General features: G+C 63.7%; 25 protein-coding genes. 5 read left to right on the top strand and 20 right to left on the bottom strand.

What is annotated here, in order from left to right:
• Positions 1-2: 2 nt before the first annotated feature.
• Both lysA and lptM read right to left on the bottom strand, forming a co-directional pair.
• Entirely contained in the window at positions 3-1,250 is a 1,248-nt protein-coding gene (gene lysA / locus EK23_RS01870; protein ID WP_045223551.1) for a diaminopimelate decarboxylase, read from the bottom strand.
• A gap of 12 nt (positions 1,251-1,262) precedes the next feature.
• The gene (gene lptM / locus EK23_RS01875) at positions 1,263-1,538 is read right to left on the bottom strand and encodes an LPS translocon maturation chaperone LptM (RefSeq protein ID WP_045223552.1); all 276 of its coding nucleotides are present in this window, start codon (positions 1,536-1,538) and stop codon (positions 1,263-1,265) included.
• A 105-nt stretch (positions 1,539-1,643) separates the two neighbouring features.
• Here lptM and mutY point away from each other — a divergent pair, with 105 nt between their 5' ends.
• Both mutY and EK23_RS01885 read left to right on the top strand, forming a co-directional pair.
• Entirely contained in the window at positions 1,644-2,711 is a 1,068-nt protein-coding gene (gene mutY, locus EK23_RS01880) for an A/G-specific adenine glycosylase (RefSeq protein ID WP_045223553.1), read from the top strand.
• Between the two features lie 7 nt (positions 2,712-2,718).
• A complete protein-coding gene (locus EK23_RS01885) occupies positions 2,719-2,994 on the top strand; it encodes an oxidative damage protection protein (RefSeq protein ID WP_045223554.1) in 276 nt (91 codons plus the stop codon).
• A 39-nt stretch (positions 2,995-3,033) separates the two neighbouring features.
• Here EK23_RS01885 and EK23_RS01890 read toward each other — a convergent pair whose 3' ends face one another.
• Both EK23_RS01890 and rdgC read right to left on the bottom strand, forming a co-directional pair.
• Positions 3,034-4,128: a L,D-transpeptidase family protein gene (locus EK23_RS01890; RefSeq protein WP_052807827.1), complete on the bottom strand. Its 1,095-nt coding sequence runs from the start codon at positions 4,126-4,128 to the stop codon at positions 3,034-3,036.
• Positions 4,129-4,150: 22 nt separating this feature from the next.
• Positions 4,151-5,071 carry a recombination-associated protein RdgC gene (gene rdgC, locus EK23_RS01895; RefSeq protein WP_045223555.1) on the bottom strand — a complete coding sequence of 307 codons (921 nt, stop codon included), beginning with the start codon at positions 5,069-5,071 and terminating at the stop codon, positions 4,151-4,153.
• A 195-nt stretch (positions 5,072-5,266) separates the two neighbouring features.
• Between rdgC and EK23_RS01900 the strand changes: the two genes are divergently transcribed.
• From EK23_RS01900 to EK23_RS01910, 3 genes are all read left to right on the top strand, one after another.
• Complete coding sequence (locus EK23_RS01900; RefSeq protein ID WP_045223935.1) at positions 5,267-7,561, top strand: bifunctional SulP family inorganic anion transporter/carbonic anhydrase; 2,295 nt, start codon at positions 5,267-5,269, stop codon at positions 7,559-7,561.
• A 190-nt stretch (positions 7,562-7,751) separates the two neighbouring features.
• Positions 7,752-10,163, top strand: a complete 2,412-nt coding sequence (locus tag EK23_RS01905; RefSeq protein ID WP_045223936.1) for a Lon protease family protein — start codon at positions 7,752-7,754, stop codon at positions 10,161-10,163.
• A 234-nt stretch (positions 10,164-10,397) separates the two neighbouring features.
• A complete protein-coding gene (locus EK23_RS01910) occupies positions 10,398-11,441 on the top strand; it encodes a sigma-54-dependent Fis family transcriptional regulator (RefSeq protein ID WP_052807829.1) in 1,044 nt (347 codons plus the stop codon).
• A gap of 140 nt (positions 11,442-11,581) precedes the next feature.
• Here EK23_RS01910 and kdsB read toward each other — a convergent pair whose 3' ends face one another.
• From kdsB to infC, 16 genes are all read right to left on the bottom strand, one after another.
• The gene (kdsB, locus tag EK23_RS01915) at positions 11,582-12,361 is read right to left on the bottom strand and encodes a 3-deoxy-manno-octulosonate cytidylyltransferase (RefSeq protein WP_045223556.1); all 780 of its coding nucleotides are present in this window, start codon (positions 12,359-12,361) and stop codon (positions 11,582-11,584) included.
• Positions 12,345-12,575: a Trm112 family protein gene (locus tag EK23_RS01920; protein WP_045223557.1), complete on the bottom strand. Its 231-nt coding sequence runs from the start codon at positions 12,573-12,575 to the stop codon at positions 12,345-12,347. The genes kdsB and EK23_RS01920 overlap by 17 nt, the downstream gene beginning before the upstream one ends.
• The gene (gene lpxK, locus EK23_RS01925) at positions 12,568-13,509 is read right to left on the bottom strand and encodes a tetraacyldisaccharide 4'-kinase (protein WP_045223938.1); all 942 of its coding nucleotides are present in this window, start codon (positions 13,507-13,509) and stop codon (positions 12,568-12,570) included. Before lpxK ends, EK23_RS01920 begins: the two co-directional genes overlap by 8 nt.
• A 79-nt stretch (positions 13,510-13,588) precedes the next feature.
• Complete coding sequence (locus tag EK23_RS01930) at positions 13,589-14,011, bottom strand: ExbD/TolR family protein (RefSeq protein ID WP_045223558.1); 423 nt, start codon at positions 14,009-14,011, stop codon at positions 13,589-13,591.
• A 2-nt stretch (positions 14,012-14,013) separates the two neighbouring features.
• Positions 14,014-14,628 carry a MotA/TolQ/ExbB proton channel family protein gene (locus tag EK23_RS01935; RefSeq protein ID WP_045223559.1) on the bottom strand — a complete coding sequence of 205 codons (615 nt, stop codon included), beginning with the start codon at positions 14,626-14,628 and terminating at the stop codon, positions 14,014-14,016.
• Positions 14,629-14,677: 49 nt separating this feature from the next.
• The gene (locus EK23_RS01940; protein WP_045223560.1) at positions 14,678-15,859 is read right to left on the bottom strand and encodes an MFS transporter; all 1,182 of its coding nucleotides are present in this window, start codon (positions 15,857-15,859) and stop codon (positions 14,678-14,680) included.
• Between the two features lie 28 nt (positions 15,860-15,887).
• Positions 15,888-16,988, bottom strand: coding sequence for a chorismate synthase (aroC, locus tag EK23_RS01945; RefSeq protein ID WP_045223561.1), 1,101 nt, complete (start codon positions 16,986-16,988; stop codon positions 15,888-15,890).
• Between the two features lie 210 nt (positions 16,989-17,198).
• Positions 17,199-17,792 (bottom strand): arylesterase, encoded by a 594-nt coding sequence (locus EK23_RS01950; RefSeq protein WP_045223562.1) that lies wholly within the window; start codon positions 17,790-17,792, stop codon positions 17,199-17,201.
• A 45-nt stretch (positions 17,793-17,837) separates the two neighbouring features.
• Positions 17,838-18,758 carry a 50S ribosomal protein L3 N(5)-glutamine methyltransferase gene (gene prmB, locus EK23_RS01955; RefSeq protein ID WP_045223563.1) on the bottom strand — a complete coding sequence of 307 codons (921 nt, stop codon included), beginning with the start codon at positions 18,756-18,758 and terminating at the stop codon, positions 17,838-17,840.
• A 49-nt stretch (positions 18,759-18,807) separates the two neighbouring features.
• On the bottom strand, positions 18,808-19,839 hold the full coding sequence (gene argC, locus EK23_RS01960; protein WP_045223564.1) for an N-acetyl-gamma-glutamyl-phosphate reductase: 1,032 nt from the start codon (positions 19,837-19,839) through the stop codon (positions 18,808-18,810).
• Between the two features lie 88 nt (positions 19,840-19,927).
• The gene (locus tag EK23_RS01965; RefSeq protein WP_045223565.1) at positions 19,928-20,224 is read right to left on the bottom strand and encodes an integration host factor subunit alpha; all 297 of its coding nucleotides are present in this window, start codon (positions 20,222-20,224) and stop codon (positions 19,928-19,930) included.
• A gap of 4 nt (positions 20,225-20,228) precedes the next feature.
• Complete coding sequence (gene pheT, locus EK23_RS01970; RefSeq protein ID WP_045223566.1) at positions 20,229-22,607, bottom strand: phenylalanine--tRNA ligase subunit beta; 2,379 nt, start codon at positions 22,605-22,607, stop codon at positions 20,229-20,231.
• Between the two features lie 32 nt (positions 22,608-22,639).
• Complete coding sequence (gene pheS, locus EK23_RS01975) at positions 22,640-23,665, bottom strand: phenylalanine--tRNA ligase subunit alpha (RefSeq protein WP_045223567.1); 1,026 nt, start codon at positions 23,663-23,665, stop codon at positions 22,640-22,642.
• Between the two features lie 78 nt (positions 23,666-23,743).
• Positions 23,744-24,094: a 50S ribosomal protein L20 gene (gene rplT / locus EK23_RS01980; protein WP_045223568.1), complete on the bottom strand. Its 351-nt coding sequence runs from the start codon at positions 24,092-24,094 to the stop codon at positions 23,744-23,746.
• Between the two features lie 38 nt (positions 24,095-24,132).
• Positions 24,133-24,330, bottom strand: coding sequence for a 50S ribosomal protein L35 (gene rpmI, locus EK23_RS01985; RefSeq protein ID WP_045223569.1), 198 nt, complete (start codon positions 24,328-24,330; stop codon positions 24,133-24,135).
• Between the two features lie 21 nt (positions 24,331-24,351).
• Positions 24,352-24,882 carry a translation initiation factor IF-3 gene (gene infC, locus EK23_RS01990; protein ID WP_045223570.1) on the bottom strand — a complete coding sequence of 177 codons (531 nt, stop codon included), beginning with the start codon at positions 24,880-24,882 and terminating at the stop codon, positions 24,352-24,354.
• Positions 24,883-24,889 lie beyond the last annotated feature (7 nt).

Genomic DNA, 24,889 nt, shown 5'->3' on the forward strand with positions numbered 1-24,889 from the left:
GATCAGTCCAACAGGCTCTCGCCGGCAAACAGCGATGCCAGATTTTCACGGGGGCGAACCAGATGGGCCCGCTCGCCGTCCACCATGACCTCGGCCGGGCGGGGTCTGGAGTTGTAGTTGGAACTCATGCTGAAGCCATAGGCCCCGGCCGATCGCACCGCCAGGAGATCCCCCTCGCTTACCGCCAGTTCCCGGTTCTTGCCGAGAAAGTCGCCGGTTTCGCAAACCGGCCCCACCACATCCACCGTGAGGCTGCCGGCCGAACTCTCCTGGCAAACCGGCACGATGGCCTGCCAGGCGTCATAGAGCGCCGGGCGCAGCAGGTCATTCATGGCGGCATCTACGATGGCGAAATTCTTCGCGCTGGTGGCCTTGATGTGCTCGACCCGGGTCAGCAGGATGCCGGCGTTGCCGACGATGGCCCGGCCCGGCTCGATGATGACTTCAAAGTCCTGCCCCTTGAGCTTCTCGGCCACCAGGGAGGCCAACTGCGCTGGTTCCGGCGGTTCCTCGTCGCGGTAGCGTATGCCCAGCCCGCCGCCCAGATCCAGATGATGGATCTGCAGTCCGGCTTCGCGCAGGCGCAGTGCCAGACCCAGCAGGCGGTCCAGGGCATCGAGAAATGGCTCCGTCGTGGTCAGCTGCGAACCGATGTGACAGTCGATGCCCACCACATCCAGATGGGCCATGGACGCCGCGCGCCGGTACTCAGACACCGCCTGCTCGATATCGATCCCGAACTTGTTTTCCTTCAGGCCTGTCGAAATATAGGGATGGGTGTTGGCGTCCACATCGGGGTTCACGCGCAACGAAACCGGCGCGCGCAGCCCCATTTCACCCGCGATACGGTTCAGTCTGTCAAGCTCCCCGGGCACCTCCACGTTGAAACAGCGGATGCCGGCCTGCAACGCCCGCCGGATCTCGTCCTCGCGCTTGCCAACGCCGGAAAATACTACCTTGGCGGGGTCGCCGCCGGCCGCCAGCACACGCTCCAGTTCGCCCACCGAAACGATGTCGAAACCAGAACCCAGGCGGGCCAGCAGATTGAGCACCGCCAGGTTGGAGTTCGCCTTCACCGCATAGCAGATCAAGTGCGGACCTTGTGAATAGGCCTGGTCGAACACCTTCCAATGACGCTCCAGGGTGGCGCGGGAATAGACATAGCAGGGTGTGCCGAACTGCTCGGCAATCGCCGACAAGGGCACGTCTTCGGCGCAAAGCACGCCGTTACGGTAATTGAAATGGTCCATGCGCTCAGGTCATCAGAAGTCGTTGGGGTCCGCCATGGGAGCATAGCCATCCTGCGTCTCGTCCATATCCGGCGAGGGCTCTTCCGGCTGCGGGGTCGGGGTCGGGGTCGGTGACGGCGCCGCCTGCGGCTTGGGAGACTGCTTTGGCTTGGCTTTGGGCTTCTGCTGGGCTTTTGCCGCCTTGGGCAATTCGTCCTCAGGCATGAACAAAGGGCCTTTCTGCCCGCATGCCACGAGCAGAGCCGCAACTAACACCACGAAGGCGGTCACGCGTGAGGTAGAAAACATGCTGATCGGTGTAGAATCCAGTGGCCGCGCGAACCCCGGCGGCCCGCAGCGAAAAGGGGGAAGTTTAAAGCAAAAGTTCGCTCATCCCAACGCAAACACGCACGCATGAGTCCACAAGCTTTTCAGCGCGCAGTCCTGGACTGGTTTGAAATCCATGGCCGCAAACACCTGCCCTGGCAGCAGGCCCCGACCGCCTACCGGGTCTGGGTGTCCGAAATCATGCTGCAGCAGACCCAGGTCGCCACGGTCATTCCCTACTTCAGCCGCTTCATGCAGCGCTTTCCGGACCTTCCGACGCTGGCAGCAGCGGAGTTGGACCAAGTCCTCAGCTACTGGGCAGGCCTCGGCTATTACAGCCGCGCCCGCAATCTGCACTGCGCGGCGCGAGAGGTTGTCGAGCGGCACGCTGGCAGGCTGCCGGAGCGCCTCGAGGCCCTCGCGGCACTGCCAGGCATCGGGCGCTCCACGGCCGGCGCCATCCTCAGCCTGGGCCACGGACTACCCGCCGCCATCCTCGACGGCAACGTCAAGCGGGTGTTAAGCCGCCACGCCGGTCTCGCCGGCTGGCCCGGCGAGACTCGCGTGCTGCGGGAACTGTGGGAGCTCAGCGAGCGTTACACGCCGACGTCGCGGACTGCAGAATATAATCAGGCCATGATGGACCTGGGCGCCACGGTGTGCACCCGAACGCGACCACGCTGCGATGCCTGCCCGTTAAGCGGCGACTGCGAAGCCCATCGAAGCGGCCAGACGGCCTCCATTCCGGCCCCGCGCCCCAACCGCTCAATGCCGGTCAGGCGCTGCCTGCTGGCGGTCCTGAATAACCGGAACGGCGAATTCTGGCTGCAGCGCAGACCCCCCATCGGCATCTGGGGCGGACTCCTGAGCCTGCCCGAATTCGACAGCCTGGACACTATCCATGAATGGTGTATTCAACGCGGTCTGGAAGTCGGCGAGCTTGAGTGCCTTCCGGAACGCCGGCATACTTTCAGCCACTTTCACCTGGATTACCGACCCGTGATCGGGGTGGCAAAAGCCCGGTACAACGCGGCGGAACCGGGGCACGGCGCCTGGTTCGCCCCGCATCCGGATCTAGCCCTTCCCGCACCGGTTCGCAGGCTCCTGGAAGAGTGCGCCGCCGGCGCCTCCCAATCCTCAACACACAAGGCTTGAACCTGACATGAGCAGAATCGTGAACTGCGTGAAACTCGGCACTGAAGCCGAGGGACTGGATGCGCCGCCTTTTCCTGGCGAGGCTGGAAAGCGCATTTTCGAAAACATTTCCAAGCAGGCTTGGCAGGAATGGTTGCGCCACCAGACCATGCTGATCAACGAGCATCGCCTGATGCCCTTCGAAGCGCAAGCCAAGCAGTTTCTCGCTCAGGAGCGTGAGAAGTACCTATTCGGCCCTGGCGCGGCCCTGCCGGAAGGTTACGTACCCCCCAAAGCGGGCTAGGACCGCCGGGTTGCTCTCGCCTGCGGGCTCGTCTCTGCCTCAGAATAGTTGGTATTCGTCGGAAGACGGGGGCGCTTCCTCCGCGGGGTAATATTCATCCCGCGGTGCCGGTTCGCTTTCCGGCGACGACTGCAGCGGGCGCTCATCCATCACCGGCGCGGACACAGGCATGGCCGCAGGACCGGCGGCCGAGATACGTACCGGGATGCCCGTCGGTTCGCTGACCGCCGCCTTGAGCGCCTCGGTGTCCAGACTCACCGGGCGCTTGGCGGTTTTCTTGGCGACCTGATCCATGGCGCGCGCGTAGAGTTCCTGAAAGCTCATGCGATCCTCGTCCAAGGGCTGGCTGACCTCGATATAGAGATCGTCGCCCATCCAGCCCAGCTTGATGGGCTGATTCACCAGGCGCACGGTGGTGCCCACCGAAACCAGCGGGAACAGTTTCTCGATGTCCTCTGGGTACATGCGGATACAGCCATGGGTCACGCGCATGCCGATGCCATAGGCTTTGTCGATGCCGGTACCATGAATCAGATAACCCGGCACGCCCAGTTTCATGGCGTAGCGGCCCAACGGGTTGTTCGGCCCGGGCGGCACGACGTCCGGCAGGAAATCACCGTCCTTGGCATGCTCGGCCTTGATGGTGGATGGCGGTCGCCAGGAAGGGTCCTTCTGCTTGGACATCACCTTTGTCGCCCCCAGCGGTGTGCGCCAGTCCATGCGTCCGATGCTGATGGGATAGGTGATCACCCGGGTCGCCGGCGTTTTCGCGGTGGCGTCCGGGTAATAGTAAAGGCGCATTTCCGGGATGTTGACAACGATGCCGCCACGCGGCGCTTCCGGCAGGATGAAGCGGCGGGGCACGAGCACATCCTTGCCCTCCCCGGGTAGCCAGCGGTCCACCTTGGGGTTGGCCATGACGATCTCGTCCTGACCCAGACTGTACTCCCGGGCAATATCGATGAGGGTGTCCTCGTGGCGGGCCTTGGTGTAGCGCACTTCGCCGATCAGATCATCCCCCGCGGGCGGCAAGCTGAATACCTCCGAGTAAGCGGCGCCCGCGTAATATGCGGCCGCAACCGCAAAACCTGCGGCCAGGCCGCTCTTCCTGAAATACCACAAATTGCGCGACATTCTTTCGTCCTTAACCATGATGTTACTTGTTTGGAGCGCTCTCACCGCCGAATAGTTCGAACAGGCGTGGCAGCAGGGCCGCCAATTCCAATGACATGATGGAGAAATCCACGTCGAAACGCTCGACTTCGTCCGCGGCTTCCACTTCGCTCGCCTGTTCCTGAACCAGATCCAGGAATTTTAGTCGCTTGATGCCCAATGCGTCGTCCAGGACAAAACCGAGACGGTCACTCCAGGTGACCGCCAGCTTGCTGACCTCCTTGCCGGCCTCCAAGTGATTCTGGATTTCCGGAGCCGACAGATCCTGCCGCTTGCAGCGCACGATACCGCCATCCTCCCCGGTGGAGCGCAGTTCGCACTCGTCCTCGAGCACGATGTCGGACGGCGCGGCGCCCTCGCTAAGCCAACGGGTCAGCACGGCCGCTGGCCGTTCATTGCTGGCGGGCGGCGACACAGGCAGGCTGTCCAGGCACTTGCGCAGCCAGGACGCCAGTTCCTCGGACTTCTTGGAACTGGCGCTGTCCACCACCAGCCACCCGCCTTTGGGATCGATGTACGCATAGTTGCGCCGGCTGTGGCTGAAAGCCCGGGGCAAAAGCTCGTGGATCACTTCGTCACGCAGGGCGTCTCGCTCCTTCTTGCCCAGGCGCGAGCCCTTGCGCTCCTCCTGCTCCAGCAACCGCTCCGCCAGAATTTCGTTGACCACGGACGCGGGCAGGATCTTCTCCTCCTTGAGGGCGCAGACCATCATGCAGCCATTGGTGGCATGCACCAGTGGGGCGTCATCGTCGTTGCGGCCAACGGGCGGGCACCAGCCGTAGCTGACCGGCTCGAGGCTCCCACAGGGCCTAAAACGGCCGCTTTGCAGGCGCTGCTCGAGTTCCTCGGCGGTGAGGGAGAAAGGTTCGGTAAATCGCAATAGAGACAGGTTTTTAAACCACATGGGCGTCGATGCTGGAATCCGTCCAAAAGTTTTAGATTATCCAGACGGAACCGGCCTTTGTCACGATGTGTCACCTGGCGGCGACAGCGATTTGGGAAATAGGCTGTTCCCGATTGACACGGTTCGCAATCGATACCACTATATGTTTCGAAACGAAACCTTCACCCCATCTCTATCAAGCCCGAGGTGACTACCGTGCGTCCACGAGCCCGCCTGACTGATCACATCAAACAGGACATACCCGCCGGCCTTGTCGTGTTCCTTATCGCCCTGCCCATGTGCCTCGGCATTGCCCTGGCCTCGGGCGCACCTCTTTATTCCGGCATCATAGCCGGCATCATCGGAGGTCTGGTGGTAGGCAGCCTCAGCCGATCGCCTCACAGCGTGACCGGACCGGCCACCGGCCTGACCGCCTTCACGATGTTTGCAATCCAGGAACTGGGCTCCTATGAGGCCTTCCTGCTCAGCGTCGTTTTCGCAGGCTTGCTGCAGATCCTCCTTGGACTGGCCCGCGCCGGGCTGATCGCCGATTACTTTCCCTCCAACGTGGTGCAGGGCATGCTGACCGGCATAGGCCTGATCATCATCCTCAAGCAACTGCCCCATGCCCTGGGCTGGGACATGGACGCCGAAGGGGATTTCGCCTTCTTCCAGAACGACGGCAAGAACACCTTTACCGAATTGGGGAGCCTCCTTAGCAATCTGCATCCAGGCGCAGCCGCAGTTTCCCTCCTTGCCGTGGCGGGCATGATCGCCGTGGACGTCCGGCGCAAGCTGGGCTGGATCCCTGGCAGCCTGGCAGCCATCCTGGCCGGGTTGCTGTTCAATGAAATCCTGTTGGCACTGCATAGCCCCTGGGCCCTGAATGGATCACACTTGGTCAACCTGCCGGTGACCCGCGGCCTTGCCGATTTCGCCCAAGCGGTGGATTTTCCCGACTTCAGCCGCTGGAACGATCCCAAGGTGCTGGAATTCGGCCTGATGATCGGCCTGCTGGCCTCGGTCGAGACCCTGTTGTGCCTGGAGGCGCTCAGCAAGCTCGATCCCGAGCGTCGCTATGTGCCGCCCAATGAAGAGCTGGTTGCGCAGGGCGTGGGCAATGCCCTGTCCGGCATGATCGGCGGCCTGCCGATGACCTCGGTGGTAGTGCGCAGTTCCGCCAACCTGGAAGCGGGAGCCCGCAGCCAGTTGTCCACCATCTGTCACGGCGCCCTGCTGCTGCTGGCGGTGCTCGCCATGCCCGCGCTGCTCAATCATATTCCGCTGGCGGCGGTTGCCGCGGTGATGCTGATGGTCGGTTACAAGCTGGTGCGCCCGGAGGCCTTGCGCGCCATCTTCGCTCAGGGGCGCGATCAGTACATTCCCTTCCTGGTCACGGTGGGCGCCGTCCTGCTGACGGACATCCTGCGCGGCGTGGCCATCGGCCTGGCCGTGAGCATCCTTTTCATCCTCCAGCGCAATTTTCGTGATCCCCTGTCGTTCTTCCGCAATCGGCACATCAAGGACCGCATCATCAAGATCGAGTTGAGCACCGAGGTCTCGTTTCTCAGCCGGGCCAACGTCCTGGTTTCCCTGGCCAGCGTGCCGCCCGACTCCCGCCTGATCATCGATGCCTCCAAGAGCGCTTACATCGATGCCGACGTGCTGGAGATCATCCGTGATTTCATCCAGATCAAGGCGCCGGCGAAGAGCATCCAGCTCACCCTGCTGGGCTTCAAGAGCGAGTATGCCATCGAGAACACGCCCAGCATCTACGACGTGGTCATGGCCGAGGAACCCGCGCAGACCGGGCAATTGATCGATGCGCCCAACCTGCACAAGCGCCTGCAGTCCCGCCTGAATCCGCACCTGGCCTTGCAGTTGCTGAAGGAAGGAAACTTCCGCTTCGTCAACAATCTCAAGGCCCAGAGGGACGTGGTCAATCTCATCGGCATCACCAAGGACGGGCAGCATCCCTTCGCCACGGTACTGAGCTGCATCGATTCGCGGACATCGTCCGAATTGATCTTCGACCTCGGGCTAGGTGACATCTTCAGCATCCGCATCGCCGGAAACATCCTGAACGAAGACATACTCGGCAGCATGGAGTTTGCTTGCAAAGTCGCGGGCTCCAAGATCATCGTGGTGCTGGGCCACAGCAAGTGCGGAGCCATCAAGGGAGCCTGCGACCACGTGCAGATGGGCCATCTCAGCGGCCTCGTAGCCAAGGTCCAGCCCGCCATCCGCAAGGTCACGCACATACCGCCGCCGCACAACTCGAAGAACCCGGACTTCGTCCACAGCGTCGCGATCAACAATGTGAAATGGGTCATGCGGGATATTTATCAGAGCAGCGAAATCCTCCGCGAACTGGTGGATCAGGGCAAACTGGGCATCGTTGGCGGCATGTACGACGTCGAGACCGGCATCGTCGAATTCTACGAAGATGCCTGGTACATGCCCAAGGCCCAGAACGAGGAACTCCCCCTGGCCGCCATGGCCATGAACTGAAGCCGGGTGCCCTCCCCGCCGCCCTCCGGCGGCGACCTCCCTTCCCCGCCGCGGATCATGGATCTCCCCCGGCGGGGCTTTCATGCCAGCCTGCTGTCGCTATACTGCCCTCCACGAGAACGCGAAGGGCCCCTGTACTGGCCGCCCTCCTGCCTTCATCCATCCACCCGTCCCGAGCAGAATGGCCGCCATGAAACCGCTTCATACCCCGTTGCCGGCGGATAAGCTTTACACGCCTTGCGACGGCACCCTGCTGGATTTCGGAACCACCGAGGAACTGGCCGATGCCGATGTCATCATTGGCCAGGACCGCGCCCTCACCGCCATCCATTTCGGTGTCGGCATGGCCCGCCCCGGCTACAACATCTTCGCCCTGGGCCCTCCCGGCTGCGGCAAGCTGACAGCCGTCAAGGAAATCGTGACCCGCGAAGCCCAGAACCAGCCTCCGCCGCAAGACTGGTGCTACGTGACCAACTTCGACCAGCCGGCCAAGCCCCTGGCCCTGGGCCTGCCCGCCGGCGTCGGCAAGCGGTTTGCCCAGGACATGGAGCATCTGTGCGAGGAACTGAACACCGCGATACCCGCTACCTTCGAGGGCGAGGAATATCGCACCCGCGCCGAGGACATCGAGGAAAAGGCCAGGATCAAGGAACTGACCTCCCTCAACGCCTTGCGCGGCGAAGCAAGAAAGCAGAATGTCAGCGTCATCGAAACGCCCACCGGCTATGCCTTCGCGCCGGTGGACGCCAATGACCAGGTGATGGGCCCGGAGCAGTTCGAAAAGCTGAGCGAACAAGAACAGCGTGCCTTGCAGGAAACCATCGCCCAGTTGCACCAGAAACTGGAAAAGCTGCTGCGGCAGTTTCCCATCTGGCGCAAGGAGGCCAAGGAACGCATCAAGCGTCTGAACCGGGAATTTGCCGCCCTCTCGGTCGGCCACTTGATCGCGGATCTGCGGCAGCGCTACGCGGAGCATGCACGCATCATGGAATACCTGGCCGATGCGGAACAGGACATCGTCGAGCATGCGGAAGAGTTCTTCCCGCGCTCGGACTCGTCCTCGCCTTTTGCGCTTGGCGGCCGCCGCAACATCCTCTCCCGCTACCGAGTGAACCTGCTGGTGGACCACGCAAGCAGCCATCAAGCGCCCATCGTGTGCGAAGACCTGCCCAGCCACGGCAACCTGATCGGGCGCATCGAATACCAGGCCCAGCTCGGCGCACTGGTTACCGATTTCACCATGATCAAGCCGGGGGCCCTGCACCAGGCCAATGGCGGCTATCTGATCCTGGACGCGCGCAAGCTCCTGATGCAACCCTTCGCCTGGGAAAGCCTGAAACGCTGCCTGCAGGCAGGGGAAATCCGCATCGAATCCCTGGAGCGCACCCTCAGCCTGGTCAGCACCGCCTCGCTGGAGCCGGAACCGATCCCCCTGAACCTGAAGATCATCCTCACCGGGGAACGCTTGCTCTACTACCTGCTCTGTCTGTACGACCCGGAGTTTCGCGATTTCTTCAAGGTATCCGCCGACTTCGACGAGAGCATGCCCCGCAGCGGGGACAGCGTCGCCCTGTATGCACGGGTCATCGCCAGCCTGGCCCGTCGCGAGGACCTGCGGCCCCTGGACAAGTCGGCGGTATGCCGCGTGATCGAGCACGGCGCGCGCCTGGCGCAGGATTCCCAGCGCCTGACCACGCAATTGCGCGAACTCAACGACCTCTTGAAGGAGGCGGATTATTGCGCCGGCAAGGCCGGACGTAAGGTCATCGGGCGAGACGATGTCGTCTCCGCCATCGAGCATCAGGTCTATCGCAATGCGCGGGTCCGAGATCACGTCTACGACGCCATCCAGCGCGGCACCCTGTTCATCGATACCCAGGGCGGGGCCATTGGCCAGGTCAACGGCCTGTCCGTGCTCAGCCTGGGTGAGTTCGCCTTTGGCCAGGCCTCGAGGATTACCGCCACCACCCGCCTGGGCTCGGGAAAAGTGGTGGATATCGAACGGGAAACGGAACTGGGCGGCGCCATCCACAGCAAGGGCGTCATGATCCTGTCCAGCTTCCTCGCCTCCCGCTACGCTCGCAGCACGCCCTTTTCCGTCGCCGTCAGCCTGGTGTTCGAACAGTCCTATGGCGGGGTGGAAGGCGACAGCGCCTCGCTGGCGGAACTGTGCTGCATCATCTCGTCTCTTTCGGGGCTGCCCGTGCTGCAGTCCCTGGCGGTCACCGGCTCGGTGAACCAGCACGGCCAGGTGCAGCCCATCGGCGGGGTCAACGAAAAAGTGGAGGGCTTTTTCGACATCTGCGCGGCGCGGGGCCTGAACGGCGAGCAGGGCGTGATCATTCCCGCCGCCAACGTGCCCCACCTGATGCTGCGGGAGGATGTCGTCGAAGCGGCGCGCGCCGGTCGATTCCACATCCACGCCGTCGACTCCGCGGACCAGGCGCTAGAACTGCTGCTGGCGACACCTGTGGGGACACCGGATGAAGAGGGGCGATTCGCAGCAGACACCATCAACGCGCGTGTCATGAACAAGCTGGCGGAATTCACCGACATACGGCAGCGCCTGAATGAGCCATCGCCAAAGAACGGAAGTGCGTGATCCACATCAGGGCGAAAAACTGGTTTATATAAACCATTTCCGCCTCTATTAAAAAAATAATGGTGTAAATCCACCAATAAGCGATTGCAGTGCATGCCGCTCTCTGGTTTAATTGGTTTCGTTACGAAACCAGGCGAGCGAGCCGCAACCTTGACCGACTGCCAACCGATCATCCTCTCTTCGCCACGACCCTCCGGCGGAGAAGCCACCACCGGAAAAGGAGAGAATGACCGCGTGACCGGCTCCCTACCTGAGCTCACCGCCTCTGCAACGCGCGAGCCACACATCATCGTCGGGGAGTCGCCCGCCATGCGGGAAGTGACCGGGCTCATCCGGCGTCTGGCGCCTTCGGATATCACCGTCCTGATACAGGGAGAACCGGGAACCGGCAAGGAACTGGTGGCGCGCACCATGCACCAGCTCAGCCCCCGTGCATCGCAGCCCTTCGTTAGCGTGAACCTGGCCACTATCCCCTCCCACCTGGTCGAAGCCGAGCTCTTCGGGCAGGTCCAAGGCATGGGCGAGGGAAGCTTAAGCCGCCGCTACGGCTGCTTCGACCAGGCCCACGGCGGCACCCTGTTTCTGGACCGAATCTGTGAATTGCCTCTGGACATGCAGGCTCGCCTGTTGCGCGTGCTCAATTCGGGCGAGTTCTTCCCGGCGGGCGCCCTGGAACGTGTCACTGTCGACGTGCGGCTCATCGTCGCCTGCGCGCGGGAACTGGAACCGCTGGTGAAAACCGGCGAGTTCCGCGAAGACCTCTACCACCGGCTCAACGTCATCCGCGTGCGGCTGCCCCCGCTGCGCGAGCGCAGCCAGGACATCGGCCCCCTGCTGCGGTATTTCCTGGAAAAAGCCGCCAGCGAACTGCGCTGTCCCGCCAAGATCCTGAGCGCCGAGGCGGAGCAATTCCTTCGCCGCTGGGACTGGCCTGGCAATGTGCGCGAACTGGAGAACACCTGTCGCCGCATCACTGCCATGCTCAGCCAGCGACAGGTAGAACTCGATGATCTTTCGGCGGAACTGCTGGGCGCGCCGCGCCTGAGCCAGCCGACCACCCTGGATTGGGAGGAATGCTTCGAAACCTGGGTGGATCAGCGACTGCGCCTGGGGAACGACAATGTGGCGCGCGATGCCATCCGCTCCGCCGAGAGCATCCTGATCCGCGCCGCCCTGCGCGTCACCCGAGGCCGCAAGCAGGACGCAGCGCGCCTGCTGGGATATGGCCGCAACACCCTGTCCCGCAAGCTGGCCGAACTGGATTTCGAAGTGGACTGAAAGGCTATTAACCCGGCCGGGTTAATGCGGGGCACGGATGCCCCGGCGCGGCCACTAGCCGCGTCAGCCAAGGTCGGGCGCGAACGACCTTGGCGTCGGCCCGAAATACCAGGCGGGTATTTTGGGGCCTAATTTATAGGTTACGGCGCCGCGTCCGCCAGAACCCGGCGCACCCGCTGCAGATCTTCCTCGGTATCAACACCGGCTTCGGGGGCACGCTCCACCGGCAGCACGAAGATACGCTCCCCCATCCACAGGATGCGCAGTTGCTCCAGGCACTCCACCGCCTCCAGAGGCGAAGCCGGCCAGCAAATGTAGCGGCGCAGGAAGCCCGCCGAATAGGCATAGATGCCGATATGGCGCAGATAGGGAAAGCCTTCGGGCAGCGCGGCCTCACCACCCTGGCCTGAGAAGGAATCGCGATGCCAGGGGATCGGGGCGCGGCTGAAGTACAGGGCATTGCCGTCCCGATCCAGGATCACCTTCACCGCATTGGGGTTGAACACTTCCGCCCGCTCGCTGATAGACGCGGCCAGGGTGGCGACCCGGCAGCCCTCCTGCTGGGACAAGGCCACCGCCAGGCGGCGTATCAAATCGGGGCGCATCAGCGGTTCGTCACCCTGCAGGTTCACAATCAGGGTTTCATCCCCCCAGCCCAGCCGTTCGCAGACCTCGGCGATGCGTTCGGTGCCGCTGTGGTGATCCGGCCGCGTCATCAGGGCAGTGACCGGAAGCGATGCCACCGCCTCGACGATGCGCTCGTCGTCCGTGGCCACCACCACCTGCTCCGGTTCCGCCAGCAGCGCCCGTTCGCACACATGGGCAATCATCGGCCGCCCGGCGATGGGCAGCAACGGCTTGCTGGGCAGCCGGCTCGATCCGTAGCGAGCCGGGATGACGACCTTATACGCTATCGCCATGGGCCGCGGGGCCAGCGCTATGCTTTCCTTGCAGGGCGTCGTATTCCTCCAGGCTGAGCCGGCGCGCCTCGGACTCCAGCATCACCGGGATGTCCTCGCGGATCGGGTAGGCCAGCCGGTCGGCCTTGCAGATCAATTCCTGTTCGTCCTTGCGGTAGATGAGATCTCCCTTGCAGACCGGACACACCAGTATGTCGAGCAGTTTTTTATCCATCGCGTTTCGCCTTCAGTCGGTTCAATAGTTGCTGTTCAAAGCCATCCGGCAAGTGGGCCGTAACCGGCACGTACCAATGATCGGAGCCCGCAAAGGTGCGGCACTTGACCGCATCCTTCTCCGTCATGAGCAACGGCACACCCTCTGGCCCCTCGAGATCACCGGGCACGAAGCGGTGGTGGTCCGGGAATGACCGCCCCACCACCTCCAGCCCTGCCGCCCTGAGATGAGCGAAGAAACGCTCCGGGTTGCCGATACCGGCCAGCGCCCGGCAGGCGGTGCCGGCGAACGCCGCCAGCGGCCTGCGCTCACCGGGGTCCAGCAGCTTGACGGCCTCTCCGCCCTCCAGCCGCATGGGGAACTCTCCCGCCTGGGCGACGCCGCCCTGGCACACCACCAGATCCACGCTGGCCAGGCGCGAAGGCGGTTCCCGCAGCGGGCCCGCCGGCAAGCAGGCGCCGTTGCCGAAGCGGCGGGTGCCATCGATCACGGCGATCTCCAGATCGCGGGCCAGGGCATAATGCTGCAGGCCATCGTCCGCCACGATGATGTCGCAGCCCGCAGTGTCCAACAAATGCCTGGCCGCCGCCGACCGCACCGGGTAGACCGCCACCGGGCACGCGCTGCGGCGCGCCATGAGCACCGGTTCGTCGCCCACCTCGCCGGGGTCGCTGTCCGCGCCCACCGAGACCGGCGCCGGCTGCGGTCGGCCGCCGTAGCCGCGGCTGACGATGCCCGGGTGAAAGCCCGCGCGCGCCAGGATCTCGGCCACCGCGATGGTGAGCGGCGTCTTGCCGGTGCCGCCCACCGAGAGGTTCCCCACCACCACCACCGGCACCGGCAGCCTCTCGGCGCGCTTCAGCCCCAGGGCATAGGCCTTGCGCCGCAGGAACACCACGCCCGAGAACAGCCCGGCCACTGGCCGCAGCAGCATGGGCGGCTCAGGCCGGCCGTACCACTGATCCTGTATCCAGCCGGTCAGAGCGGCGGAAAGCTTCAAGCCAAGGCCCCGTTCAGGGCTTTTCCTCGGCGGAGACCTTGGCGGCAAAGCTGATGTGCACGAAGCCCAACTGGCTCGCGGCGTCCAGCGCCGTCATCACCGCCTGGTGCGGCGTCTTCTGGTCAGCGCTGATGATCACCAGGGGGTCCTTGTTGTCGCCCGCCGCCTGCAGCAGGGCCTGACGCAGGGTATCCACCTCGGTATTGATGGTCTGGTGCTGGTTGACGATGTAATGGCCCTCGGCGTCGATGGCGATCTCCACGCCCTTCTCCTCGGTCTCGCTGGAACTGGAGGCCTCCGGCAGCTTGATGTGCAGGGCCGCCTCGCGGCTGAAGGTGGTCGTGAGCACCAGGAAGATCAACAGCACGATAAGCACGTCGATCATCGGGATCAGGTTGAGATCGGGCTTGTCGTCCCGCTTCGGCCGGAAATTCATGGCTATTCGTCGCGCTCGCCGTGCAGCATTTCGATCAGGCGCAAGGCTTCCTCTTCCATCTTGACAGCCAGGTCGTCCACGCGCCCAAGGAAGTAGCGGTGGAACATCAAACTGGGAATGGCGATGGCCAGGCCCGAGGCCGTGGCGATCAAAATCTCGGAAATACCACCGGCCAGGTGCGCCGGATTGCTGATCCCCGCCTCCATTGAAAAGGTGGAGAACACCTTGATCATGCCGAGCACGCTGCCCAGCAGGCCCAGGTAAGGCGAGATGGAGGCGATGGTGCCCAGGGTGTTGAGGTAGCGGCCCAATTCATGAACCACGGCGCGCCCCGCCTGCTCCAGACTCTCCTTCATCACCTCGCGCCCGTGCCGGTGGTTGGCCAGGCCAGCCGCCAGCACCGCGCCCAGGGGCGAACTGAGGCGCAACTGGCGCATATGGGTTGCGTCCAGCTGACCCTGGCGATGCAGGTTCCAGATCTGCGGCACCAGGTTGCGCGGCATGATGCGGCTGGAACGCAAGGTCCAGAAGCGCTCGGCGATGATCGCCATGGCGATGATGGAACAGGCGATGATGGGCCACATGACCCAGCCGCCCGCTTTGATGACTTCAAGCACGATTGGCTTCCTTCACTAAGATGCGCCCGGCAGTCGCGCGCGCCACATTCTAACCCAAGCCCGGCGCAGCGGCACGGTCGGCGGGCCGCTCCACCCGCCACCACACGATCAGGCCCGCCAGGGTGCTGGCGCCCGCCGCGATGCTGAACACCCAGGACGGACCCAGTACCGTCCAGAGTTCACCGCTGTAGTAACTGCCCAACATGCCCCCCAGGCCGAAGCTGAGACTGCTGTAGAGGGACTGGCCCTTGCCCAGCTGGCCACGGCCGAAGTAGCGCTGCACCAGTTGCACCGAAACCACGTGAGTCGCGCCGAAGCTGGCGGCGTGCAGCAACTGCGCCAGCACGATCAGCGACGACGAATCCACGTACCACGCGATCAACCACCAGCGCAGAGCACCCAGCATCACGCTGAGCAGGAGTATTCGGCGGGCGCTGTAGCGCCGTTGCAAGCGGCTGAAGTACAGAAACAGGATGATCTCGGCCAGCACGCCCAAAGCCCACAACTGGCCGGTCTGACCGCTGTCGTAGCCGCTTTCCTGCAGGAAGATGGAAAAAAACACGTAGTAGGGGCCATGTGCCAGTTGAACCAGCATCGCCACCCAGAAAAACGCCGCCACGCCTGGCGTCCGCAGAATCCGCCAGAGCTTCGAGGCGCTCCCCTGACCGGCGGCGATGGATATCTCGCGCAGGCTGAGGGTCACCAGGGCCATGGCGACGAACAGCAGGAACACCAGTTGCGGCAGGCACTGGATCAGCAGCACCGACTTGAGCGCCGCCCCCACCGCCAGCACGGCCACGACAAAACCGATGGAACCCCAAACGCGAATGCGGCTGTAGCGATGGGCATCGCTTTGCAGAAACCCCAGGGTCACCGCTTCGAACAATGGCAGGGGTGCGTTCCAGAACAGCCCCACTACCGAGGTGATCAGCAGCATCCAGCCCAGGCCCGAATAACGGTCTACGAGAAAGAAACTGAGAGCGGTGAGGCAGGAGGACAACTGGATCAGCCGCACGCTTCGGTCGCTGTGATCCGCCAGCCAGCCCCATAGATTGGGCGAGACCAGCTTGGTGCCCGCCAGCACGGCCATGATCAGCCCAATCTGGTCCGCGCCGTAGCCGCTCGCCTGGAGATACAGCGACCAATAGGGCAGAAAGCTGCCCAGGGCCGCGAAATAGAAGAAATAAAACCCGGAGAGCCGCCAGTACGGCACCGGTGCGGCGCCACCCATGGCCCTCAGTCGTGTCGGGCCGCCGGACTCATGGGGCCGCGGCGGGGATGGGCTTCAATTCAGTGATGACGTCCTGGTTCTGGGCGCGGTGACGCAGGTAATGATCCAACAGCACGATCGCCATCATCGCCTCCGCGATGGGGGTGGCGCGGATGCCGACGCAGGGATCATGCCGGCCGGTGGTGATCACCTCCACCGGCTCGCCCCGCACATTGACGCTGCGTCCCGGCAGTCGCAGGCTGGAGGTGGGCTTCAGGGCGATGCTGGCGACGATGTCCTGGCCCGAGGAAATGCCCCCGAGGATGCCGCCGGCATGATTGCTGAGAAACCCCTCCGGCGTGATCTCGTCGCGAAACGCCGTGCCCTTGGCCTCCACGCACCCGAAACCGTCCCCGATCTCGACCCCCTTGACGGCGTTGATGCTCATCAGGGCGTGGGCCAGGTCCGCGTCCAGGCGGTCGAAGATGGGTTCGCCCAGCCCGGGCGGGACGCCCATGGCGATGACATTGATGCGCGCGCCTATGGAATCGCCCTCCTTGCGCAAGGCATCCATATAGGCCTCAAGTTCGGGAACGCGATCGGGGTCCGGGCAGAAGAACGGGTTGTTGTTCACCTCTTCCCAAACCAGGCGCTGCGGCTTGATGGGCCCGAGCTGGGCCAGGAAACCGCGAATTTCCACTCCCAGCCGCTCACGCAGGAACTTGCGGGCGATGCCCCCCGCCGCCACGCGCATGGCGGTCTCACGCGCCGAGGAGCGCCCGCCGCCGCGGTAGTCGCGGATGCCGTATTTCATGTGGTAGGTGTAGTCGGCATGGGCCGGGCGGAATTGCTCGGCGATCGCCGAGTAGTCCTTGGAGCGCTGGTCGGTGTTCTCGATCAAGAGACCAATGGGCGTGCCGGTGGTCACGCCCTCGAACACGCCGGACAGGATCTTCACCTGGTCCGCCTCCCGCCGCTGGGTGGTATGACGCGAGGTGCCGGGCTTGCGCCGGTCCAGATCGCCCTGCAGGTCGGCTTCGCACAGTTGCAAACCTGGCGGGCAACCGTCGACGATGCAGCCCAGGGCTGGCCCGTGGCTTTCGCCGAAGGAGGTGACGGTGAAAAGTTTACCGATGGTGTTTCCAGACATTCTTGATTTTCTCTAAACCGGGCTGGGATTCGCCTTTGCGCATTCCAGCCGACGTAGCGGAGCAGGGACCAAGCGCACAGGCTTGCCCGGCTGCCGGGTGACCAATTGTTGGACTATGGCTGCGCCAACCGTTGAAACATCTCCGTTCCCCTGCCAAGAGGAAGGAGCAAAAAGATCGGTCGGCAACAATCGACTAAGCCTCCGCCGCAGTCAAACCGCCCCGCTCTTCCTCAGCAGTTCCGCCAAGGCCTCGGCGACCGCCTTGTAGCCCGCCGCATTGGGGTGCACCTCGTCGGACTTCATGGCGCTGTTCATCACCACCGAGCGCATGATCCCGCTTTCCAGCGGCAACTTCAGTTCTTCCGCCATCTGGGCATAGAGTTCGGGAGGCGATAGCGTCAGGCCGAACCTGGGCACCGCCATCAGCACCACCTCCACGCCGCGGGACCTGGCCAGGGCCACCATGGCGCGCAGGTTGTCGGCGGCCTGCTTCTCGTCCAGGCGGCGCAGGAAGTCGTTGCCGCCCAAGCACAGGATCATCAGCCGCGGCGTGGTTTCATCCAGCACCCCCGGCAGGCGCGCCAAGCCTTCGGCCGTGGTTTCGCCAGGAATACCGGCATTGACCACCGTCCGCCCGATCAATCCTTGCAAGACCTCTGGATAGGACTCGCCATCCCCCGCACCGGTTCCGTGGGTCAGACTGTCACCAAACGCGAGGATCACGCCGTCCGGCGGCACCGGAGTCAGCTTGGGGCTGCTGGAGCAACCCAGCAACAGACAAACCACAAGCAAAACAATACGCATCGTCCCTCTCCCTTGCAAACCTTCTTCCTGGCCTGCGGCCACGGCCTAGCTCAAAAGGGCTGAATACTCCCTAAGCTGCTCCGCCGTCAACAGGAACACCCCATCGCCGCCCCGTTCGAAGTCCAGCCAACAGAACGGCACTTCCGGGTAGGCCTCTTCGAGCGCCTCGGCGCTGCTACCCACTTCCACCACCAGGATTCCCTCGGGCTTGAGAAATTCGCCTGCCTCGCGCAGGATCTGTTTTACGGCCGCCAGGCCATTATCGGCGGCCTCAAGGCCCAGCTTCGGCTCGGCATGAAACTCCGCCGGCAGTCCTTCCCACTCCTCACTGTTCACATAGGGCGGATTGCTGACGATGATGTCGTAGCGTTTTTCCGGCAAGGCTGCGAACAGATCGCCCTGGTACAGACTGACCTGGTCTTCCACCTCGTGCCGCTCCACGTTGCTGGCTGCCACGTCCAGGGCATCCGCGGAGATATCCACCGCATCGACGTCGGCATCCGGAAACGCATAGGCACAGGCGATGGCAATGCAGCCCGAGCCCGTGCATAGGTCAAGAATGTCTTCGACCGCCTCCGGCTCGCCAATCCAGGGGCTGAAGCGCTGCTCGATCAACTCGGCGATGGGCGAGCGCGGCACCAGCACCCGCGGGTCCACCTTAAAAGCCAGGCCGGCGAACCAGGCTTCCCCCGTCAGGTAGGCGGCGGGCAAGCGCTCTTCGATGCGGCGCTGCAGCAAATTCAGCACGTCCTCGCGCTCCTCGAGGCTCAGGACACAGTTGAAATAGCCGGCGGGCAGATCGTGCGGCTGGTGGATGGCGTGCAGCACCAAGGCCGCGGCCTCGTCGATGGCGTTGACGGTACCATGCCCAAAACACAGCTTGGCCTGGTTGAAACGGCTGGCTCCCCAACGCACATAATCGCGAAGGGTGGTCAGGGCGGAGATCACGGCGCTGCGGTCATTCATGGGTGCCCTCCAGAAGAGGCCGGGCTTGCGCCCGCGACTGGCTCGAAGGTCAAGGATAGAGGCCGATGGCGCGAAGCCCGGTGGTTTCGGCCAGACCGAACATGAGGTTCATGTTCTGCACGGCCTGTCCGGCGGCGCCTTTGACCAGATTGTCAATCACCGACAAGACCACCACAGTATCACCACCCTGAGGTCGGTGAACAGCAATCTGGCAGCGATTGCCGCCGCGCACGTTGCGCGTATCCGGATGGGAGCCCGCCGGCAGCACATCCACAAAGGGCTCGTCGCGGTAGCGGGCCTCGAACAGGGCTTGCAGATCACCGGCCTCGCCGGTCATGCGTGCGTATAGCGTCGCGTGGATGCCGCGTATCATGGGCACCAGGTGCGGAACGAAAGTCAGGCCCACCTCCCGCCCGGCCGCTCGCGCCAGACCCTGGCGGATTTCCGGCAGGTGGCGGTGCCCGGCCACGTTGTAGGCCTTGAAACTCTCGCCCGCCTCGCTCATGAGGATGGGGATCTCGGCCTTGCGGCCCGCGCCGCTGACGCCGGACTTCACGTCCGCGATCAGGTGATCCATTTCGATCAGCCCGGCCTCCACCAGTGGCAGCAGGCCCAGCTGCACCGAAGTCGGATAGCAGCCGGGGCAGGCGATCAAGCGCGCGTTGCGGATCGTCTCGCGATTGACCTCGGGCAGACCGTAAACCGCCTCGGCCAACAGGTCCGGACAAGCATGGGGCTCGCCATACCACCGCGCCCACTCGGCCGGATCGGACAGCCTGAAATCGGCCGCCAGGTCGATGACCTTCTTGCCTGCGCTGACCAGTTCCGGCGCCATGCGCATGGCCGTGCCATTGGGCGTGGCGAAGAACACCACATCGCACTCGGCCAGGGCCGAAGCATCCGGCGCTCGGAATACGGCATCCACATAACCACGCAGGTTGGGATAGGCCTCGTCCACCCGCTTGCCGGCATCCGCCCGGGAGGTCACCGCGGCCAAGCGGACATCCGGGTGCAGCGCCAGGATGCGCAACAGTTCGACCCCGGTATAACCGGTGCCGCCGACTATACCAGCCCGTATCATGGAGCCAGCCTCAGGCCCGGATAGCCGCTGCCCCAATGCGCCACGGTTGTCTCTTCACGAAGCAAGCGAAACCTGGATGCCAGGGGCGTCAAGCCGACGCGGAATGGGACTCGACGCGCACCTTCAGCTTCTGTCCCGGCTTGAAGGTGACGACGCGGCGGGCGGTGATGGGAATTTCCTCGCCGGTTTTGGGATTGCGGCCAGGGCGCTGGCGCTTGTCGCGCAGGTCGAAGTTGCCGAAACCGGACAACTTCACCGCCCTGCCCTCTTCCAGGGCTGTTTTGATCTCTTCGAAAAACTGATCCACCAGAACCTTGGCGTCCCGTTTGTTCATCCCAAGTTCCGTCAGCAGCTTTTCCACCAGACAGGCTTTGGTTAAGGCCATAAGTTCAATCCCTCAATTTTCCATTAAAGACATTGACCAACTCGGCCACGACCGCGGTCATGACCGCATCCACCCGCGCATCCGTCAAGGTATCGGCATCATCCTGCAGCACGAGGCCCAGGGCCAGGCTCTTCTTGCCGGCCTCGATGCCGGGCCCCTGGTAGACATCGAACAGCAACACCTGCCGGATCAGATCCCGGGCGCAGCCCTGCACGCAAGCCGCCACGTCCGCCGCCTTCACCGTCTCGTCGACGATCACGGCAAGATCGCGCCGCACCTGCGGGAAGCGCGACAAGGGTTTGAATGCCGGCACCTCGCGCGACAGCAAGATACCCTGATCCAGCTCGAACAGAAATACCCGGCAGTCAAAACCCAGCTCTTTTTCCAGCGAAGGATGCAGCATGCCAGCCCAGCCCAGCTTTTCCCCGCCGAGCGTAATGAGCGCCGACTGCCCCGGATGCAGGGCCGGGTGCTGCCCAGCGACAAAGACCACATCGCCTTCATGTCCCGTCAGGCGCAGGATGGCCTCCAGATCGGCCTTGAGGTCGAAGAAATCGACGCGGCGCGTGGCCTCGCCCCATTGCTCCTCGCGCGCATCGCCGAGAACCAGGCCGGCCAGGGACTTTTCCTGAACGATGGCGCCCTCGCGGCGGGTGAAGCGCAGGCCCGCCTCGAACAGACGCACCCGCGTCTGCTGGCGGTTCAGGTTCTTCAAGGCCGCATCCAGCAGGCCGCACCAAAGACCGGTGCGCATCACGCCCAGTTCCGAGGAGATGGGATTTTGCAGCGGGATGACTTCCAGCTCCGGCTCGATCTTGAGCTGGGTGGCGGCATCCACGAAGCTGTAGGTGATGGCCTCCTGGTAGCCCCGGTCCACCAGCAGGTCCTTGATGCGCTCGATATCCACCACGGCCTCGGACACCGGGCGCAGTTCCATGTGGGACGCGGCATCGGTCCTGGGCAGGCGGTTGTAACCGTAGACGCGGCCGATCTCCTCGATCAGGTCCACCTCGATGGCGATGTCGAAGCGAAAGCCCGGCGGCGTCACCTGCCAGCCCGCAGGCTGCCTCTGCACCTGCATGCCCAGGCGACGCAGGATGCTTTCGACTTCGTCGTCGGCAATGACGATGCCCAGCAGCTTGGCGACGCGGGCGCTGCGCAGTTGGACCGGCGCGCGCTCCGGCAGGTGTTCTGCCGCCAGCGCCTCCACGATGTGCGCGGCTTCGCCGCCACAGATGTCCACTATCAGTTGCGTGGCGTACTCGATGGCCCGCGTTTGCATCTCCGGATCGACGCCGCGCTCGAAGCGGTGGGACGAATCGGTGGCCAGGCCGTAGCGGCGCGCCTTGCCCATGATGGCGAGGGGCGCGAAGAAAGCGCACTCCAGGAAGATGTCCCGGGTGCCTTCGCCCACCGCCGAATCCGCGCCGCCCATGATCCCGGCCAGCGCCAGGGCCTTAACCTCGTCGGCGATGACCAGGGTTTCCCCATCCAGGGTGATCTCCTGATCATTGAGCAGTCGCAGGGTTTCGTCGGCGCGGGCCAGACGCACTTGCACCGAACCCTCGAGCTTGGCCGCATCGAAGGCGTGCAGCGGCTGCCCCAGATCCAGCAGTACGTAATTGGTCACGTCCACCAACGGTCCCAGGGAACGGACGCCGGAACGGCGCAAGCGCTCCTTCATCCACAGCGGCGTCTCTGCCGTGCGGTCCACGTTGCGGATCAGGCGTCCCAGGTAGCGCGGGCAGGCCTCCGGTGCCTTGAGGTGCACTGCCAGTTGCCCGTCGCTGGCGGCCTTGACCGTCGGCGCCGCCGGCACCGACCAGTCCAGGCCGTTGAGCAGGGCCACCTCGCGGGCGATGCCCTGCACGCTCAGGCAATCGGCGCGGTTGGGGGTCAGGTCGACCTCGATGATGGAATCGTCGAGTTTAAGGTATTCGCGCAGGTCCGCGCCGGTGGGCGCGTCAGCCGCCAGTTCCAGGAGCCCCGCCTGACCGTCCTCGAAACCCAGTTCCTTGGCGGAGCACAGCATGCCGAAGGAATCGACGCCGCGCAGCTGCGACTTGCCGATCTTCATGCCGCCCGGCAACTCGGCCCCCTCCACCGCCAGCGGTGCCTTCAGGCCGACCCGCGCATTGGGCGCGCCACAGACGATCTGCAGGGGCTCGGGACCACCCGCCGCCACGCGGCAGACGCGCAAACGGTCCGCCTGCGGGTGCGGCTGCACCTCCAGAACCTCGCCCACGCGCACGCCGTGGAACGCCCCGGCGGCGGGTTCGACACTGTCCACTTCCAGCCCGGCCATGGTCAGCTGCGCCACCAGATCGTCCGTACTCACGGACGGGTTCACGTATTCTCTAAGCCACGCTTCGCTAAAGCGCATATCGCAACCTTGTTGTCGTTATGTTGTGGCGGTCAGGAGGCCCGGAACTGCTGCAGGAACTTCAGGTCGTTCTCGAAGAACATGCGCAGGTCGTTGATGCCATAGCGCAGCATGGCCAGCCGCTCCACGCCCAGGCCGAAAGCGAAGCCGGTGAAGCGCTCGGTGTCGATGCCGACGAAACCGAAGACCTTCGGATGGATCATGCCGCAGCCCATCACCTCCAGCCAGCCGGTGTGCTTGCACACGCGGCAGCCGCCGCCGCCGCAGATCACGCACTCGATGTCCACCTCGGCGGACGGCTCGGTGAAGGGGAAATAGGAGGGACGGAAGCGGACCTGGATGTCCTTCTCGAAGAACAGGCGCAGGAACGCGTACAGGATCCCGCGCAGGTCGGCGAAGCTTACGTCCTCATCCACCAGGAACCCTTCCACCTGATGGAACATGGGCGTGTGGGTCAGGTCGGAATCGCAGCGGTACACCCGGCCCGGCGCGATGATACGCAGCGGCGCGCTCCCGCTTTCCATGACGCGGATCTGCACCGGCGAGGTATGGGTGCGCAGCAGGGTATGGGCGTCGAAATAGAAAGTGTCGTGCATGGCACGAGCCGGATGGGACGCCGGGATATTGAGGGCTTCGAAGTTGTGGTAGTCGTCCTCGATCTCGGGCCCCTCCACCACCTGGAACCCCACATTCTGGAACAGCCGGCAGATGCGGCGCAGCGTCAGCGTGACGGGATGCAGCCCGCCGCCGCCGATGCCGCGGCCAGGCAGGGTGACATCGATGGTCTCGCTAGCCAGGCGCGCCTGCAGGGCCTGCGCTTCCAGGGCGCCACGCCGCTCCTCCAGGGCATTCTGGAACTCGTCGCGGGCCAGGTTGATCTGCTGCCCGGCCTCGCGGCGCTCTTCCGGGGACAACTTCCCCAGTTCCTTCATGCGCTCCGTGAACAGCCCTTTCTTGCCCAGGTACTGGACACGCACCTGGTCCAGATGCGCCAGACTGTCGGCTGCGGCCAGCTGCTGGCGGGCCTCCGTCAGAATCGATTCAAGGGGAGCTGTCACGGGCCTGCTCACATTACGGTAGGTCGAAAACGGCAAAAGGCTGCGTTGGCAGCCTTTTGCCTGGGGACAAGGGCCTGATTAGGCGGACTGGACCAGCTTGACCAGCTGTGCGAAACCTTCCTTGTCGTGCACCGCCATGTCGGCCAGCACCTTGCGATCCAACTCGACGGAGGCCTTCTTCAGACCGTCCATGAAGCGGCTGTAAGACAGGCCGCACTCCCGTGCCGCAGCGTTGATGCGAGTGATCCACAGCGCGCGGAACTGGCGCTTGCGCTGCTTGCGGTCACGGTAAGCGTACTGTCCCGCCTTGATAACCGCCTGCTTGGCCACGCGGTAGACACGGCTACGGGCGCCGTAGTAACCCTTGGCAAGTTTCAGGACTTTCTTGTGTCGGGCGTGAGCGGTAACGCCACGTTTAACTCTGGGCATGGGATATCCCCTCTCTCTCTAACTCTTAACTCGGTGGATCAGACGAAGGGCAGCATGCGCGCGGCGCTCTTCACATCCGAAGGATGCAGGAGGCCGGTGCTGCGCAACTGACGCTTACGCTTGGTGGTCTTCTTGGTCAGGATGTGCCGCCGGTGCGAATGGCTGCACTTGAAACCGCCCGAGGCGGTCTTGCGGAAGCGCTTGGCGGCGCCCCGGTTGGTCTTCATTTTCGGCATGGATCAAATCTCCAATGTTTCTCAGGACTTCTTTTTCTTGGGGGCCAGGGTCATGCTCAACTGCCTGCCCTCCAATTTGGGAAACTGCTCCACAGTGGCGTGCTCCGCCAGGTCAGTTTCGATTCTCTTCAGCAGATCCATGCCGAGTTCGCGATGCGACAGCTCGCGACCTCTGAATCTCACGGTAATCTTGGCCTTATCGCCATCGCTCAGGAAGCGCACCAGATTGCGCAGCTTGATCTGGTAGTCGCCCTCGTCCGTGCCCGGCCTGAACTTGATTTCCTTGATGTGGATGAGCTTCTGCTTTTTCTTCGCCGCCGCCAGTTTCTTGGCCTGCTCGAAGCGATATTTGCCGTAATCCATCACCCGGCATACGGGCGGCTCAGCGGTGGGCGAAATCTCCACCAGATCGAGATCGGCATCCGAGGCTATCTGTTTCGCTTCGCGGCTGGAAACAACCCCAACCTGTTCGCCGTCCGCTCCGATCAAACGTACCTGCGGGTAGTTGATCTCGTCGTTCAGGCGCGGCTCTTTTCTATCGTTCGCAGTGATACCTTAT

This window comes from Methyloterricola oryzae (genome assembly GCF_000934725.1).
GTDB lineage: Bacteria > Pseudomonadota > Gammaproteobacteria > Methylococcales > Methylococcaceae > Methyloterricola > Methyloterricola oryzae.